The 15,216-nt window shown below is 58.1% G+C and carries 14 protein-coding genes; 7 read left to right on the top strand and 7 right to left on the bottom strand.

What is annotated here, in order from left to right; translation table 11 throughout:
• Positions 1 to 35 precede the first annotated feature (35 nt).
• From cysG to nirB, 3 genes are all read right to left on the bottom strand, one after another.
• A complete protein-coding gene (gene cysG / locus HMPREF3142_RS16445) occupies positions 36 to 1,409 on the bottom strand; it encodes a siroheme synthase CysG (protein ID WP_064171486.1) in 1,374 nt (457 codons plus the stop codon).
• Between the two features lie 152 nt (positions 1,410 to 1,561).
• A complete protein-coding gene (gene nirD / locus HMPREF3142_RS16440; RefSeq protein ID WP_012540420.1) occupies positions 1,562 to 1,888 on the bottom strand; it encodes a nitrite reductase small subunit NirD in 327 nt (108 codons plus the stop codon).
• Entirely contained in the window at positions 1,885 to 4,428 is a 2,544-nt protein-coding gene (gene nirB, locus HMPREF3142_RS16435; RefSeq protein WP_008807025.1) for a nitrite reductase large subunit NirB, read from the bottom strand. Before nirB ends, nirD begins: the two co-directional genes overlap by 4 nt.
• 238 nt (positions 4,429 to 4,666) lie before the next feature.
• Between nirB and HMPREF3142_RS16430 the strand changes: the two genes are divergently transcribed.
• Positions 4,667 to 5,989, top strand: a complete 1,323-nt coding sequence (locus HMPREF3142_RS16430) for a cytosine deaminase (protein ID WP_012540421.1) — start codon at positions 4,667 to 4,669, stop codon at positions 5,987 to 5,989.
• Here the strand turns inward: HMPREF3142_RS16430 and tsgA are convergent.
• Positions 5,986 to 7,173 (bottom strand): MFS transporter TsgA, encoded by a 1,188-nt coding sequence (gene tsgA, locus HMPREF3142_RS16425; protein WP_002920240.1) that lies wholly within the window; start codon positions 7,171 to 7,173, stop codon positions 5,986 to 5,988. The genes HMPREF3142_RS16430 and tsgA overlap by 4 nt on opposite strands.
• Before the next feature lie 277 nt (positions 7,174 to 7,450).
• Here tsgA and ppiA point away from each other — a divergent pair, with 277 nt between their 5' ends.
• From ppiA to argD, 5 genes are all read left to right on the top strand, one after another.
• Positions 7,451 to 8,020, top strand: coding sequence for a peptidylprolyl isomerase A (ppiA, locus tag HMPREF3142_RS16420; protein ID WP_002920238.1), 570 nt, complete (start codon positions 7,451 to 7,453; stop codon positions 8,018 to 8,020).
• 106 nt (positions 8,021 to 8,126) lie between these two features.
• Positions 8,127 to 8,294 carry a YhfG family protein gene (locus tag HMPREF3142_RS16415; protein WP_012540423.1) on the top strand — a complete coding sequence of 56 codons (168 nt, stop codon included), beginning with the start codon at positions 8,127 to 8,129 and terminating at the stop codon, positions 8,292 to 8,294.
• Positions 8,284 to 8,886 carry a putative adenosine monophosphate-protein transferase Fic gene (locus tag HMPREF3142_RS16410; protein WP_008807028.1) on the top strand — a complete coding sequence of 201 codons (603 nt, stop codon included), beginning with the start codon at positions 8,284 to 8,286 and terminating at the stop codon, positions 8,884 to 8,886. The genes HMPREF3142_RS16415 and HMPREF3142_RS16410 overlap by 11 nt, the downstream gene beginning before the upstream one ends.
• A 32-nt stretch (positions 8,887 to 8,918) precedes the next feature.
• Positions 8,919 to 9,482 carry an aminodeoxychorismate synthase component 2 gene (pabA, locus tag HMPREF3142_RS16405; RefSeq protein WP_008807029.1) on the top strand — a complete coding sequence of 188 codons (564 nt, stop codon included), beginning with the start codon at positions 8,919 to 8,921 and terminating at the stop codon, positions 9,480 to 9,482.
• A 90-nt stretch (positions 9,483 to 9,572) separates the two neighbouring features.
• On the top strand, positions 9,573 to 10,793 hold the full coding sequence (argD, locus tag HMPREF3142_RS16400; RefSeq protein WP_048268273.1) for a bifunctional acetylornithine/succinyldiaminopimelate transaminase: 1,221 nt from the start codon (positions 9,573 to 9,575) through the stop codon (positions 10,791 to 10,793).
• Here the strand turns inward: argD and HMPREF3142_RS16395 are convergent.
• Together HMPREF3142_RS16395 and crp are read right to left on the bottom strand one after the other, a co-directional pair.
• Positions 10,783 to 12,861, bottom strand: a complete 2,079-nt coding sequence (locus tag HMPREF3142_RS16395; protein WP_070612231.1) for a YccS/YhfK family putative transporter — start codon at positions 12,859 to 12,861, stop codon at positions 10,783 to 10,785. The two genes, argD and HMPREF3142_RS16395, sit on opposite strands and share 11 nt — an antisense overlap.
• 51 nt (positions 12,862 to 12,912) lie before the next feature.
• On the bottom strand, positions 12,913 to 13,545 hold the full coding sequence (gene crp / locus HMPREF3142_RS16390; protein ID WP_000242758.1) for a cAMP-activated global transcriptional regulator CRP: 633 nt from the start codon (positions 13,543 to 13,545) through the stop codon (positions 12,913 to 12,915).
• 306 nt (positions 13,546 to 13,851) lie between these two features.
• Here crp and HMPREF3142_RS16385 point away from each other — a divergent pair, with 306 nt between their 5' ends.
• Complete coding sequence (locus tag HMPREF3142_RS16385; protein WP_004202200.1) at positions 13,852 to 14,256, top strand: OsmC family protein; 405 nt, start codon at positions 13,852 to 13,854, stop codon at positions 14,254 to 14,256.
• Between the two features lie 55 nt (positions 14,257 to 14,311).
• On the opposite strand, the gene HMPREF3142_RS16380 is transcribed toward HMPREF3142_RS16385, so the two are convergent.
• Positions 14,312 to 15,181 carry a phosphoribulokinase gene (locus HMPREF3142_RS16380; protein WP_008807033.1) on the bottom strand — a complete coding sequence of 290 codons (870 nt, stop codon included), beginning with the start codon at positions 15,179 to 15,181 and terminating at the stop codon, positions 14,312 to 14,314.
• Positions 15,182 to 15,216 lie beyond the last annotated feature (35 nt).

The following is a 15,216-nucleotide window of genomic DNA, read 5'->3' as shown; positions in this document are numbered from 1 at the left end:
TTTTTATGTCTGTCGTCCATGTGGGGAGGCGAAGGTTAGTGGTTCGAGAACCAGTTCAGTTTATCCCGCAGGCCAACCACGCGACCGACGATGATCAGCGCCGGACTAGCCATCTGCTGCGCCAGGATATCCAGTTGCCCTAAGGTGCCGCTGACCACTTTTTGCGACACGGCGGTGCCGTTCTCGACGATGGCGGCGGGCATATCTTCAGCCATGCCGTGAGCAATGAGCTTCTCGCGGATCGCCGGCGCCTGGTTCAGACCCATGTAGAACACCAGGGTTTGCTTCTCCACCGCCAGGTTCGCCCAGTCCAGCTCGCCGCCGGTTTTCAGGTGGCCGGTGACCAGGCGGACGCCCTGGGCGAAATCGCGGTGTGTTAACGGGATCCCCGAGTAGGCGGAGCAGCCGGAGGCGGCGGTGATGCCTGGAACAACGGAGAAGGGGATGCCCGCCTCACAGAGGGTTTCCAGCTCTTCCCCTCCGCGGCCAAAGATAAAGGGATCGCCGCCTTTCAGCCGGACCACGCGTTTTCCTTTTTGCGCTTCACGCAGCAGGATCTGGTTGATCTCCTCCTGCGGGACGCAGTGGTAGCCAGAACGTTTGCCGACGAACACCCGGTCAGCGTCGCGACGCACCAGATTCATGATGTCGTCGGAAACCAGCCGGTCATAAACCACCACGTCGGCCTGCTGGATCTGCTGCAGACCTTTGAGCGTGAGCAGCCCGGCGTCACCGGGGCCGGCGCCAACCAGGACGACCTCGCCGCGATGCTCCAACGGCTCCGTCAGCAGCTGCTCGGTGGTATCCGCCACCGCCTGCCGATCGTCATTGGCCAGCGACTGCGCCAGCCGGTCGTTCACAAACAGCTTCTCCCAGAAGCGGCGACGTTCGCCCACGCTGGCAAACTGCTGCTTAACGCGCGCGCGCAGATGGCCGGCATAGCGGGCCAGCTGGCCAAGATGCAGGGGTAAGACTGACTCCAGCTTCTCGCGCAGCAGGCGCGCCAGCACTGGCGATGTCCCGCCCGAAGAGACGGCGACCATCAGCGGCGAGCGGTCAATGATGGATGGCATAATAAAGCTGGCCTGACGCGGGGCATCCACCACGTTACAGAAGATACGCCGCGCTTCGGCCGCATCGCTGACCTGCTGGTTCACCGTCTCATTATCGGTAGCGGCAATGGCCAGCCAGCAGGTGTCCAGCAGCGAGGGGGTAAACTCCCCCTGCACCAGGGTTAGCATCTGTGAATCGGCCCACACCTGAAACTGGGGGGTGAAGTCGAGCGCATTGACCGTGACGTTCGCGCCGGCATCCAGTAGCAGGCGGGCCTTGCGTTCGGCGACATCCCCGCCGCCAACCAGTAAACAATCGCGATGGCGTAACTGGCAGAATATGGGTAAGTGATCCACAGAATAACCTCATGAAAATAAGGGGTAGAAAATGCGTGGTCGTAGAATAGCAGCAAAGGTAATACAAAACATGCGACTTATCCCGCACTCATGCGTTGTCGGTCAGAAGTGTTGCTTATGTCTCCCCCCGTAGCCGGGGGGAGGAAGAGGACTTACGCTTTAAGCTGCACCTGGCCGTCTTTCACCCGGGCGTCGAAGCGGGCGATGGAGTGGCTGGCATCTTCCATGCACAGGCCGTCGCTCAGGCGGAAGCGCTGCTTTTTCAGCGGGCTGGCAACCCATAGCGCGCCGTCATGTTCGGCGATAATCCCGCGAGACAGCACGCTGGCGTTGAAGAACGGGTCAATGTTGCTGATGGCGAATACCCTGTCGTCCTGGTAGGGACGGAAGACTGCCACCTGCTGCTGGCCGAGCAGCGCGCAGACGCCGGTGGCCGGCAGGATGTCGTCAATTTTGCAGATGTTTACCCACTGGCTCATACGTTTTCCTCCACCAGCGTGACCGGGATGCGCTCATACGGCGTGGCCGGGCGGTGCTGGTCACGTTCCGGCACCACCTGTACGTTCGGGTCGCGCTGGTCGCTGTTGATAAAGTGTTTGAAGCGGGTCTGCGCCGCCGGGTTGTTGACGGTTTCGGTCCACTCGCAGGCGAAGGCGGCGCGCAGGCGAGCCAGCTCCTCTTCCAGATGGTCGTTCAGGCCCAGCTTGTCATCGATGATGACGCTGCGCAGATAGTCGATGCCGCCTTCCATGTTGTCCAGCCACGGCGCGGTGCGGGTCAGCTTATCGGCGGTGCGGATGTAGAACATCATAAAGCGGTCGAGATACTTAATCAGCGTCTCGCGATCAAGGTCCGCGGCCAGCAGATCGGCGTGGCGCGGCTTCATCCCGCCATTACCGCACACGTACAGGTTCCAGCCTTTCTCGGTGGCGATGATCCCCACGTCTTTGCCCTGGGCCTCCGCACATTCGCGGGTGCAGCCGGAGACGCCGAACTTCATCTTGTGCGGGGTGCGGATGCCTTTGTAGCGGTTTTCCAGTTCCACGCCGAAGCCGACGCTGTCGCCGACCCCGTAGCGGCACCAGGTGCTACCGACGCAGGTTTTCGCCATCCGCAGCGCTTTGGCGTAGGCGTGGCCGGTTTCGAAGCCCGCTTCAATCAGCTGACGCCAGATCTCCGGCAGGTCGTCTTTCTGCGCGCCAAACAGGCCGATGCGCTGGGAGCCGGTGATTTTGGTGTAGAGATTGAATTCACGCGCGATACGGCCCACGGCGACCAGCCCTTCCGGCGTGATTTCGCCGCCAGCGGAGCGCGGGATCACCGAGTAGGTGCCATCTTTCTGAATGTTGGCAAGGAAGTTGTCGTTGGTGTCCTGTAGCGGCGTGTGCTGCGGTTTGAGGATGTACTCATTCCAGCAGGAGGCCAGCAGAGAGCCGACGGTCGGCTTACAGATCTCGCAGCCATAACCCTGACCGTGTTTTTCCAGTAGTTCGTCGAAGGTTTTAATGCCTTCCACGCGGATCAGGTGGAACAGCTCCTGGCGGGAGTAAGCGAAGTGTTCGCACAGGTTGTTGTTGACCTCGATGCCCTGTTTCGCCAGTTCGGCATTGAGCACCTGCGTCACCAGAGGGATACAACCCCCGCAGCCGGTTCCGGCTTTGGTTTCCGCTTTCAGCGCCGCGACGGTGTGGCAGCCTTTGTTGATGGCGGCGATCAGGTCGCCTTTACTGACGTCAAAGCAGGAGCAGATCTGCGCGCTGTCCGGCAGTTTATCGACGCCGATCGACGGCTTGCCGCTGCCGGCGTGGGCCGGAAGGATCAGCGAATCCGGATTTTCCGGCAGCTCGATAGCGTTGAGCACCAGTTGCAGCAGATTGCCATAGTCGCTGGTGTCACCGACCAGCACCGCGCCGAGCAGCGTTTTATTGTCGGCGCTGACGATCAGGCGCTTATAAACTTCTTTGCTTTCGTCGAGATAGACGTAGCTGCGGGCGCCCGGCGTACGGCCGTGGGCATCGCCGATCCCACCCACGTCCACACCCAGCAGCTTCAGCTTGGCGCTGAGGTCGGCGCCGGTGAAGCTGTTTTCACTGCCGAGGAGATGGTCGACGGCCACCTGGGCCATTTTATAACCCGGGGCGACGAGGCCATACACGCGGTTGTTCCAGCTGGCGCATTCCCCGATGGCGTAGATGTCCGGGTCGGAGGTCTGGCAGCTATCGTTGACCATGATGCCGCCGCGCTGGGCGACCGCCAGCCCGCACTGGGTGGCCAGCTTATCGCGCGGGCGGATCCCGGTTGAGAAGACGATGAAATCGACCTGCAGCTCGCTACCGTCGGCGAAGTGCATGGTTTTACGCGCCTCGGTGCCCTGCTGGACGATCTCTTTGGTATTTTTACTGGTGTGAACTTTCACGCCCATGCTTTCAATTTTGCGCCGCAGCTGCTCGCCGCCCATCTGGTCGAGCTGCTCGGCCATCAGCATCGGCGCGAACTCGATCACGTGGGTTTCCACGCCGAGGTTTTTCAGGGCGCCTGCGGCTTCCAGGCCTAGCAGGCCACCGCCGACCACCGCGCCGCGTTTGCTGCGACGGGCGCAGGATTCAATCGCGTTAAGATCTTCAATGGTGCGATAAACGAAGCAATCCTGAGTTTCCGCGCCTTTAATCGGCGGGATCCAGGGGTATGAGCCGGTCGCCATAATCAGCTTGTCGTAGAACACGGTGCGCCCGGCGCTGGAGTGGATCACCTTCTCCTGGCGGTTGATGGTGATCGCCCGTTCGCCGACCAGCACCTTGACGCCGTGTTTCTCATAGAAACCTTCGCGCACCAGCGACAGCTCTTCTGCGGTATGGTGGGAGAAATAAGACGACAGGTGGACACGGTCGTAGGCGATACGCGGTTCTTCACAGAACACGGTAATGTCGAACTGTCCGGCAGGCGCCTTATCGAGAAGCTCTTCGATAAAGCGATGGCCAACCATGCCGTTACCGATGATAGCGATTCTGACTTTGCTCATTTTTGCCTCGATTTCTTTTCTATTACCGCCTACCTTAACGATTCAGCCATCAGGCTTATTGATGCAAATCAATGACAACTTCACCTACCACTTAATGGGTATATAATTGATTTGTCTGTATTTTTCTAAGTTATGGAAAACGCTGGCTTTTCCTTTTTGCTGATTTTGTGTACAAGAATTGGATGGGCCGCGATTGGGGTTGGGCAGAAAACTAGCCATATTGAATGGAGAAGGTGATATGACAGCAGCGCCGCTTTGGTTAATTCAGAACGTACGCCTGGCAGACCGCGACGGCCTGTGGCAAATAGCGATTGATAAGGGCCGCTTTGGCGAGATCACGCCGATGGGCGAGGCGCGCGACGAAAGCTACGAGGTGTTGAACGCTCGCGGCGGGCTGGCGATCCCGCCTTTTATTGAGCCGCATATCCACCTGGATACCACCCAGACGGCCGGCGAGCCGCACTGGAACCAGTCCGGCACCCTGTTCGAGGGGATTGAGCGCTGGGCGGAGCGAAAAGCGCTGCTCAGCCATGAGGACGTCAAAGCCCGGGCGTGGAAAACCCTGAAGTGGCAGATCGCCAATGGCGTGCAGTTTGTCCGCACTCATGTCGACGTCTCCGATCCCACGTTAACAGCGCTGAAGGCGATGCTGGAGGTCAAACGGGAGGTCGCGCCATGGGTTGAGTTGCAGATAGTTGCTTTTCCACAGGAGGGGATCCTCTCTTACCCCAACGGCGAGGCGCTGCTGGAGGAGGCCCTCAAGCTGGGGGCGGACGTCGTTGGGGCCATCCCGCATTTTGAGTTCACCCGTGAATATGGGGTGGAGTCGCTGCATATCGCCTTCCGGCTGGCGCAAAAATATGATCGCCCGCTGGATATTCACTGCGATGAAATTGACGATGAACAGTCGCGCTTTGTTGAAACCGTTGCCGCGCTGGCGTTAAAGGCGGGGATAGGGGCGCGGGTGACGGCCAGCCATACCACCGCCATGCACTCCTATAATGGCGCTTATACCTCGCGCCTGTTCCGCCTGCTTAAGCTCTCCGGTATCAACTTTGTCGCCAATCCGCTGGTGAATATTCATCTGCAGGGCCGGTTTGATGACTACCCTAAGCGACGGGGGATTACCCGGGTGAAGGAGCTGATGGCGGCGGGGATCAACGTGTGCTTTGGTCATGATGACGTCTTTGACCCGTGGTACCCGCTGGGGACCGGCAATATGCTGCAGGTCCTGCATATGGGCCTGCACGTCTGCCAGCTGATGGGCTACCAGCAGATCAACGACGGTCTGAAGCTTATCACCGCCAACAGCGCCCGCACGTTTGGCCTGGAGGATTACGGCATTGTCAGCGGCAACCCGGCTAACCTGATCATTCTCCCGGCGGAGAATGGCTTTGAGGCCGTCCGCTGCCAGGTGCCTGTGCGCTGGTCAATTCGTCAGGGAAGGGTGATCGCGACCACCCAGCTGGCGCAAACCTGGATCCAGACCGACCGCGGTGGCGAGGAGCTCTCTTTTATGAGGAACAGCCCCCTTGCGGACGCAAAGGGGCCGAAGGCTTAGTGAGACGCCGCCTGAGCGTTGTTCTGGCGGTGACGGGAGACGAAGCCGAGGATAAAGCACATCACGAATACCACGGCATAGAGGCCGTTAGCGGTGTGCAGCGCTGCCAGTGGACCGCTGGCAGCCACAATCGGGCCGGTGACCACGAAAGTGAGCATGGTGCCGATGGTGCCGCAGGTGAGGATAAAGTTCACCAGCTTCGGCGAAGCGACCCGCGTCTGCTGCGAGCCGAGCGTAATGATCGAGGTGTAGATGGCGCTGGAGAAGAAGCCCAGGGTCAGAATAAACCACGGCATATGCTCCGGGGAACCATTGATAAACAGGTACATCAGCACCGTCGCGAGCCCGGCGAGGACGGTTAAGATACGCTGCAGGTCGAAGAAGCGCAGGATGAAGCTGAATGACCACATGCCGATCATGTAGGACATCCAGAAATCGCTCACCAGTTTACCGGCATCCCCGAGGCTCATGCCCAGGCTCTTCGCATATTCCGGTACCCAGGAGATAAAGCCCAGCTGACCGAGGATGTAGCACAGCGCCGCAACGGAGAGGAACAGCACGCCGATGCCCCACTTCTCTTTCACTACCGGCTGGCTGTTTTCGCTCTGCGCTTTTTTGCCCAACACCGGAAAATCACAGCCGAAAGTCAGGACGAAAATGGCGACATACACCAGACCAATACAGGCGTAGACCCAGTACCACTCGATGCTGCGCGCCAGCAGGACGGCGGCGACCATCGGGAAAATCATTCCCGCCATGCTAAAGAAGGAGTCGGTAAACAGCAGACGCGCTCCGCGCTGACGGCCTTCATACATATGGGTGATCAGGAAGGTCCCGATCGACATGGTGATCCCGCTCACCAGCCCGAGAACGAACATCGACGCGGAAAACAGCGCCAGGCTGTGGCTGAGCATCAGGCCGGCCACCGCCAGCACCATCAGAATAAAGCCAAAGCGCAGCTGAGTTTTCAGCGGCACGATTTCCATCAGCCAGGCATTGAGGAAGATAGAGATCAGAATACCGGCGTTCAGAAAGGTAAAGGTGTTGCTCATACTGGAAACGGGCAGATGGAAATAATCCGCAATGTTACCCATCACCATCCCGGTGACGATCACCAACGCGCCGGTCAGGGCGTAGGAGAAGAAGCTGATCCATGTGAGCTTAATACGGTTGCTGTTAGTCATGACTGGCCTGTGAATAGAAAGGTAAAGCGCGTTGACGCTGCGCCGGGCGGACAGATTTTATTCGTTCAGGTGATGTAATCAAATGTTTATTGTGAAAGTGGTTATCTTTTGCATGGTTTAATGTGACATGCATCACACTTTATTCGCCGCACAGGAGAACGTTTGCGCGGTTACAATTATTACAGCTAAGTAAAATTTGGTAAAAGGCTGGCCCAGGATGCAAAGGCTCTTTAGAATCAAGGCACTCGCTTTTATTCTGCTCCGTTAAGGAATTTCCATGCTCAAATCAACACTGGCGGCGATGGCTGCCGTTTTCGCCATTTCAGCGTTCTCCCCGGCCATGGCGGCAAAGGGCGATCCGCATGTGCTGCTGACCACCTCGGCAGGGAACATTGAGCTTGAGTTAAACAGTCAGAAAGCCCCGATTTCCGTGGATAACTTCCTGAAGTACGTCAACAGCGGCTTCTACAACAACACCACCTTCCACCGCGTGATCCCGGGTTTCATGGTGCAGGGCGGTGGCTTTAACGAGCAGATGCAGCAGAAACAGCCTAACCCGCCGATTAAGAATGAAGCAGACAACGGCCTGCGCAACACCCGCGGTACCATCGCGATGGCGCGTACCGCCGACCAGGATAGCGCCACCAGCCAGTTCTTCATCAACGTGGCGGATAACGCCTTCCTTGACCATGGTCAGCGCGACTTTGGCTATGCGGTGTTTGGCAAGGTAGTGAAAGGTATGGACGTCGCGGATAAGATCTCCCAGGTCCAGACCCATAACGTCGGCCCATACCAGAATGTGCCGACCAAACCGGTTGTTATCCTCTCTGCGAAAGTGCTGCCCTAATCCTTCCACGGCGCGGTGTGCTATCGCCGCGCCCGGTTGCCTCCCGGCATAACCTGAAATTGCTGCTTATACTTGTGGCACACAGGGGACGATAAGGGGGGCGACGATGCGTCCACTCACCGAAAAGCAAAAATCCCGACTCTGGGAACAGACACGCAATACCAATTTTCAGGCCAGTCGTCGCCTTGAAGGCGTGACGGTGCCGCTGGTTACGTTGACTGCCGAAGAGGCGCTGGCGCGTCTGGCGACGCTGCGGAGGGAGTATGAGCGATAAATTCGGCGATGAACGCGATCCTTACCTCTACCCGGCGCTGAATGTCCTGCGCAACCGCCTCGGCATCCGGCAGGCTAAAAATCTGCAACAGGCCGCCTTTGAGATGACGGCGTTGCGGGCGGCAACCTTGCCGCTGGGGCCGCGGGTGCGCGGCTTACCCTATCTGTGCGCGATTCATCATCAGCTGTATCAGGATCTGTTTGACTGGGCCGGCCGGTTACGTGAAGTGAACCTCTACCTGGGCGATACGCCGTTCTGCCACTTTGCCCGGATCGAGGAGGAGGGGAACGCCCTGATGCAGGCCCTTGAGCAGGAGGATTATCTCAATGGCCTGCCGCGCGAGACCTTTATTGAACGCCTGAGCTGGTTCTATGGCGAAATTAATGTGCTGCACCCTTTTCGTCTTGGCAATGGCCTGACCCAGCGCATTTTCTTTGAACAGCTGGCGATACATGCCGGCTACCTGCTTGACTGGCGTGACGTCGACCCCGCCGGCTGGAGCGCGGCCTGCCAGCAGAGCGCGATGGGCGATCCGGCTCCGCTGGTGGCGATCTTTCGCAAAGTGGTAAGCGAAGCGCGGGAATCTGAGTAGAATAGCCCGGTTTTGATTGTTCCGGAGCCGCTATGATCCTGCTTATCGATAACTATGACTCTTTCACCTGGAATCTGTATCAGTACTTCTGCGAACTGGGTGCGGAAGTACTGGTCAGGCGCAATGATGCGTTGACGCTGGAGGAGATAGCGGCGCTGGCGCCGGAGAAAATCGTGATCTCGCCAGGCCCCTGCACGCCGAATGAGGCGGGGATTTCCCTCGCGGTTATCCGCCACTATGCGGGGAAAACGCCGCTACTGGGCGTCTGTCTCGGGCACCAGGCGATAGCCCAGGCGTTTGGCGCGACCATCGTACGGGCGGCACAGGTGATGCATGGTAAAACCTCGCTTATCGAGCATAACGGCGAAGGGGTGTTTCAGGGGCTGAATAATCCCCTGACGGTGACCCGTTATCACTCGCTGGTGATTGATCCGCCGACGCTCCCGCCCGAGTTTATCGTCACCGCCCGCAGCGCCAGCGCTGAGATTATGGGGATCCGCCACCGCGACTGGGATCTTGAGGGCGTGCAGTTTCATCCGGAAAGCATCCTCAGCGAGCAGGGCCATCAATTGCTGGAAAACTTTCTGAAGCGGTGATTTTCAGTTGCCATTGACTGATTTTTTATGCATATTTTGTGATTATATTTTCATGATTACATCTGCATAACGAAGAGGGATGGGCAAGACATGGCAACTGAACAACCGGCAATCACCCGCGCCACATTCGATGAAATTATTTTGCCGATTTATGCACCAGCAGAATTCATCCCGGTGAAAGGGAAAGGCAGCCGCGTCTGGGATCAGCAGGGCAAAGAGTATGTTGATTTTGCCGGCGGTATCGCGGTGACGGCGCTCGGCCATTGCCACCCGGCGCTGGTGGCGGCGCTCCACGAGCAGGGCGAAACGCTGTGGCACACCAGCAACGTCTTTACCAATGAGCCAGCGCTGCGTCTGGGACGTAAAGTTGTCGAGGCCACCTTCGCCGAGCGCGTGGTGTTTATGAACTCCGGTACGGAAGCCAATGAAACGGCCTTTAAGCTGGCGCGTCACTATGCGGTGACCCGCCATAGCCCGTATAAAACCAAAATCATTGCCTTCCATAATGCCTTCCATGGCCGCTCCCTGTTTACCGTTTCCGTCGGTGGGCAGCCGAAGTACTCCGATGGTTTCGGCCCGAAACCGGCGGATATTGTCCATGTTCCCTTCAACGACCTGCAGGCGGTAAAAGCGGTGATGGATGACCACACTTGCGCAGTGGTGGTGGAGCCGATTCAGGGCGAAGGCGGCGTGACGGCAGCGACGCCGGCCTTCCTGCAGGGGCTGCGTGAGCTGTGCGATCAGCACCAGGCGTTGTTAGTCTTTGATGAAGTGCAGTGCGGTATGGGACGTACCGGATCGCTGTTCGCCTATATGCATTACGGTGTGACGCCGGATATTCTGACCAGCGCCAAAGCGCTCGGCGGCGGCTTCCCGGTCAGCGCCATGCTGACCACCCATGAGATCGCCAGCGCCTTCCATGCGGGTTCCCATGGCTCAACCTACGGCGGCAACCCGCTGGCCTGCGCGGTCGCCAACGCCGCCTTCGATCTAATCAATACCCCGGCGGTGCTGGATGGCGTGAGCGCGAAGCGCGAACTGTTCGTCAAACACCTGCAGCAGCTGGATGCTGAATTTGATCTGTTCAGTGATATTCGCGGGATGGGCCTGCTGATTGGCGCCGAACTCAAGCCGCAGCACAAGGGCCGCGCGCGTGATTTCCTCTATGCCGCTGCGCAAGCCGGCGTCATGGTGCTCAACGCCGGGCCGGACGTGATGCGTTTTGTTCCCTCGCTGATCATCGACGAGCAGGATATTGCCGAGGGGATGGCGCGTTTTGCCCAGGCAGTGGCAAAGGTGATTAACGGCTGATCTTCCGCAGCCAGATGCCATGATGCGGCCGCTGACGCCATGCTACTGACGATATGGTATGCATGGTGTTCAGATGGCTCAGAATGCGTTGCAGGTGCTGCTCCAGGGTGCTTAACGGACCGTTCGGCACCTCTGTTTCCGGCGACTCCAGAATATTAGCATCCCCTGCGCTGCCGGGACCATCGCTGTCCAGCCGCTGCTGGCAGCGTTGCAAGGCAATCTCACAAGATTCGAGATAGCGCTGGGCAAGATCCGGGGTGAGCATCGTATGCTCCCGGGCCAGGGTGGTCATAGCGTTGATGTGTTCGACGATAAACTGACTGTGCGTCACCCACAGCTTCATATCTTCCAGATAATGGGTATTAAAACCGGGCTCCTGCATCGCTTGATTCAGGGAGTTGTAGAGCGCGTTATGCGCCTGGTTGACGCGCATGCGTTGGTAGGCCAGCGCGGGGGCTTTTGGATCGGCGCTGAGGATCAGGCGAATCGCCTGCTGGTCGGCCTCCAGCGCATCGTGGGCGTTTTTTTTCAGCAGGCCGCTCTGCCACTGCGGCCATAGCCAGACCATCCCGCCGAAGGCGATCAGGCAGCCGATAAGCGTGTCGATAAGCCGGGCGACAATAAACTGTTCGCCGTTGAGCGTCAGCAGTTGCAGGGTATACACCGCCGTCACCGTAAAGCCTACCATCGCCCAGCCATAGTGTTTACGGATGATCAGATAGCTGAGCAGGGTAATCAGCAGCATCCCGCTCAGGGTATAGCTCTCCGGAACGTGAAAGTGCAAGGTTAGCCCGGCGATGACCAGGCCGGCGAGCGTTCCCGCCGCCCGGTGAACAATTCGCACCCGCGTGGCGCCGTAGCCGTTTTGCGTGACGAAGAGCACCGTCATCAGGATCCAGTAGGGCTTCGGCAAATGCAGGGCGTTGCCCATCAGGCTGGCGACGCTCAGCATCACGCTGATGCGCGCGGCATTGCGCAGTGCGGGTGATTTCAGCGACAGATAGTTCTTTAGCGCGGGAAACAGCGGTAAACGACGCTCTTTGTCGGCCATCAGATCCCGGGCATACAGGGGGCGCTGGGTATGCAGCACCCGGGCGATACGGCTAAAGTGCCAGGCGCAGAACTGACCGACCGGGTTGTCCGGATGCTGGCGGGCGATCTTTTCCAGAGCCTCAATCTGTTTATCCATCTGAAAGCGCTGCGGAAAGCGATGATAGAGAATATCATCCGCCAGTACGCGCAGGCGGGCAGCGACGGTTTGGGCATTCCAGCGGATCACCGCTTCGGCATGGCTGCGTTCCACCAGCCTTTGCCCCTCTTCTGGCTGATGCAGGCTAACCGAAATATGTTCCTGTAGATCCAGCCCAACCTGGAACGCCCGCAGCAGACGCTTGTGATCGTTGCGTTGGTTGGCTGCCAGCATATGCATCTGCTGATAGCACTGGGTAATCAGGTCGACTACCTTCTGCTGGCGGGTGAGCAGCGGCGGCAGGGCGGTCGACGGATCGGTATGCTGGGTCAACAGACTGTATTTGGCTTCACAATAGTCAGCCAGTTCCCGGTAAAGCAGGCTGAGCGACTCCCGCAGCGGCTGTTCGCGCCACAGCCAGAACCAGAGCCAGTTAAACACGCCGTACCACAGCGTACCGAAAGCGTAGATCAGTAGTGGTTCCCAGATGGGCATATTGCCCGCCAGGCTCAGGGTAAAGATAGCGGCGATCAGCGACGCGGGCAGCAGGCGCGCGTGCAGCGAACTGATCTCCGCGGTGACGCCGAGCAATAGCGCCAGGCCGCTGAGAATAAGCGGCAGGGGAATGGCCTGAGCGAGCAGCAACTGCACCACCAGACTGCATCCGGCAAACAGACAGCCGCCGATAATCAGACGTTTGAAAAAGCGCTTATGCGGGGTATCAAGACCGGCAATGTTGCAGCAGGCGGGCACTAAGGAAAACAACAGCCCCTGCTGGAGATGGCCGAGCAGAAGACCGATAGCCACAGGCAGACACAGCACCAGCGTTTGCCGCAGTGCATAGTTGACTTCCGGGTGGTAAATCAGCCTGCGCCACATGAGGGAAAAACAAGAACGGCGTACTGCAGGAGCAATACGCCGCTTAGCAACTTAACGGGTGCCGTAGACGACGATAGTTTTACCGTGTGCGGAAATCAGGTTCTGATCTTCCAGCATTTTCAAAATACGGCCAACCGTTTCACGAGAGCAGCCGACGATCTGACCAATTTCCTGACGGGTAATTTTAATTTGCATACCGTCCGGGTGGGTCATGGCATCAGGTTGCTTCGCCAGGTTCAGCAGCGTCTGGGCGATACGGCCCGTCACGTCGAGGAAGGCGAGGTTGCCCACTTTCTCAGACGTGACCTGCAGACGGCGAGCCATTTGCGAAGAGAGACGCATCAGAATGTCCGGGTTAACCTGGATCAGCTGACGGAATTTCTTATAAGAGATTTCGGCCACTTCACATGCGGTTTTCGCCCGTACCCAGGCGCTACGCTCCTGACCCTCTTCAAACAGGCCTAATTCACCGATGAAATCGCCCTGGTTGAGGTAGGAGAGGATCATCTCTTTACCTTCTTCATCCTTGATGAGTACAGCCACGGAGCCTTTAACGATGTAGTACAGCGTTTCTGCTTTTTCACCCTGGTGGATCAGCGTGCTCTTTGATGGGTACTTATGAATGTGGCAATGAGACAAGAACCATTCAAGGGTAGGGTCTGTTTGCGGTTTGCCAAGCACCATGCGCGGTTATCCTCTGTTATAAGCTATCTCCGGGCGCCGACACTACACGGCGTCCGGGCATGCAATCGTATTGTTTCCCTATACCTGGGAAGCTGGCTGATGATTTTTCGACAGCCCGTAATGTGAACTCCTCTGCATACATGCAGTACATCAATGTAATACTGTAGCATCCAGACTGTTTTAGCATAGCTTTCGCCGCATGTCTCCTGGTGTCTCGCTTCAGCATGACGCAGGTCGCCTTCCGTTGCGAGAATTGTTATGTGCGCGTAATCTGACAGGAAAATTGCGATACTGGAGTTAAATTTTATGCAAGCGCGTGTGAAATGGGTTGAAGGGTTAACCTTTATCGGGGAGTCCGCGTCAGGACACCAGATTCTGATGGATGGCAACTCCGGGGATAAGGCACCCAGCCCGATGGAGATGGTGCTGATGGCGGCGGGCGGTTGCAGTGCGATCGATGTGGTTTCTATTCTGCAAAAAGGTCGCCATGAGGTGACCAACTGCGAAGTGAAGCTGACGTCGGAGCGCCGCGAAGAGGCGCCGCGTCTGTTTACGCATATTAATCTGCACTTTATCGTCACCGGTAAGGCGCTGAAAGATGCCGCGGTCTCCCGGGCGGTGGATCTGTCGGCAGAGAAATACTGCTCGGTGGCGCTGATGCTGGAAAAAGCGGTGAAGATCACCCACTCCTATGAAGTGATCGAGGCGTAGTCTTCGCCTGCCGTTGTGAAGCATCTCAACCCCGGCCTGGCCGGGGTTTTTTCTGTTAGCCGATCTTGCGGCCTTCCATCAGGCGCTCGACCAGCGGCGTCATGATAAGCTCCATCGCCAGCCCCATTTTACCGCCCGGCACCACCAGCGTGTTCATGTGCGAGATAAACGACCCCTGCAGCATCGCCAGCAGCCAGGGGAAGTCGATATTCTGCAGGTTACGGAAATGGATCACCACAAAGCTCTCGTCCAGCGAGGGAATAGTTTTCGCGGCAAACGGGTTGGAAGTGTCTACCGTCGGCACGCGCTGAAAGTTGATATGGGTGCGGGAAAATTGCGGGGTAATGAAGTTGATGTAGTCTTCCATCGAGCGGACGACTGAGTCCATCACCGCCTCCCGGGAGTGGCCGCGCTCGCTGGTGTCGCGAATAAGCTTTTGGATCCACTCGAGGTTAACGATAGGCACTACGCCGACCAGCAGGTCGACATGGCTGGCGACATCATGATGCGGCGTGACAACCCCGCCGTGCAGCCCCTCATAGAACAGTACGTCTGTCGGCTCCGGCAGCGGCTGCCAGGGGGTGAAAGTCCCTGGCACCTGATTCCACGGTACGGCTTCGTCATAGGTGTGCAGGTATTTCCGCGACTGGCCTTTTCCGTGGCGGCCATAGTCGACAAAGGTCTGCTCCAGCAGGCCAAAATCGTTCGCCTCCGGGCCAAAGTAGCTGATATGTTTGCCCTGATCCCGCGCCTTGCGGATCGCCATGTCCATTTCCGGGCGGGTGTAGCGATGAAAGCTATCGCCTTCCACCTCCGCGGCGTGCAGGTTTAGCTGCGCGAAGATTTTGCGAAAGGCAAGGCTGGTGGTGGTAGTGCCCGCGCCGCTGGAGCCCGTGACGGCGATCACCGGATGTTTGGCAGACATAACAACTCCCTGGTTAAACGATGTAGTGGCGTCGC

It is taken from the genome of Klebsiella sp. HMSC16C06, from assembly GCF_001808325.1.
GTDB classification, from domain to species: domain Bacteria; phylum Pseudomonadota; class Gammaproteobacteria; order Enterobacterales; family Enterobacteriaceae; genus Klebsiella; species Klebsiella variicola.
This window is presented reverse-complemented; position numbering and strand designations above follow the sequence as displayed.

What these genes read in the sequence shown, in the direction of transcription:
- HMPREF3142_RS16385 (WP_004202200.1), top strand. Translation starts at nt 13,852, where the DNA reads ATGCAAGCGCGTGTGAAATGGGTTGAAGGGTTAACCTTTATCGGGGAG.
- tsgA (WP_002920240.1), bottom strand. Translation starts at nt 7,173, where the DNA reads ATGACTAACAGCAACCGTATTAAGCTCACATGGATCAGCTTCTTCTCC.
- HMPREF3142_RS16430 (WP_012540421.1), top strand. Translation starts at nt 4,667, where the DNA reads ATGACAGCAGCGCCGCTTTGGTTAATTCAGAACGTACGCCTGGCAGAC.
- pabA (WP_008807029.1), top strand. Translation starts at nt 8,919, where the DNA reads ATGATCCTGCTTATCGATAACTATGACTCTTTCACCTGGAATCTGTAT.
- nirB (WP_008807025.1), bottom strand. Translation starts at nt 4,428, where the DNA reads ATGAGCAAAGTCAGAATCGCTATCATCGGTAACGGCATGGTTGGCCAT.
- ppiA (WP_002920238.1), top strand. Translation starts at nt 7,451, where the DNA reads ATGCTCAAATCAACACTGGCGGCGATGGCTGCCGTTTTCGCCATTTCA.
- nirD (WP_012540420.1), bottom strand. Translation starts at nt 1,888, where the DNA reads ATGAGCCAGTGGGTAAACATCTGCAAAATTGACGACATCCTGCCGGCC.
- crp (WP_000242758.1), bottom strand. Translation starts at nt 13,545, where the DNA reads ATGGTGCTTGGCAAACCGCAAACAGACCCTACCCTTGAATGGTTCTTG.
- HMPREF3142_RS16395 (WP_070612231.1), bottom strand. Translation starts at nt 12,861, where the DNA reads ATGTGGCGCAGGCTGATTTACCACCCGGAAGTCAACTATGCACTGCGG.
- HMPREF3142_RS16415 (WP_012540423.1), top strand. Translation starts at nt 8,127, where the DNA reads ATGCGTCCACTCACCGAAAAGCAAAAATCCCGACTCTGGGAACAGACA.
- HMPREF3142_RS16410 (WP_008807028.1), top strand. Translation starts at nt 8,284, where the DNA reads ATGAGCGATAAATTCGGCGATGAACGCGATCCTTACCTCTACCCGGCG.
- argD (WP_048268273.1), top strand. Translation starts at nt 9,573, where the DNA reads ATGGCAACTGAACAACCGGCAATCACCCGCGCCACATTCGATGAAATT.
- HMPREF3142_RS16380 (WP_008807033.1), bottom strand. Translation starts at nt 15,181, where the DNA reads ATGTCTGCCAAACATCCGGTGATCGCCGTCACGGGCTCCAGCGGCGCG.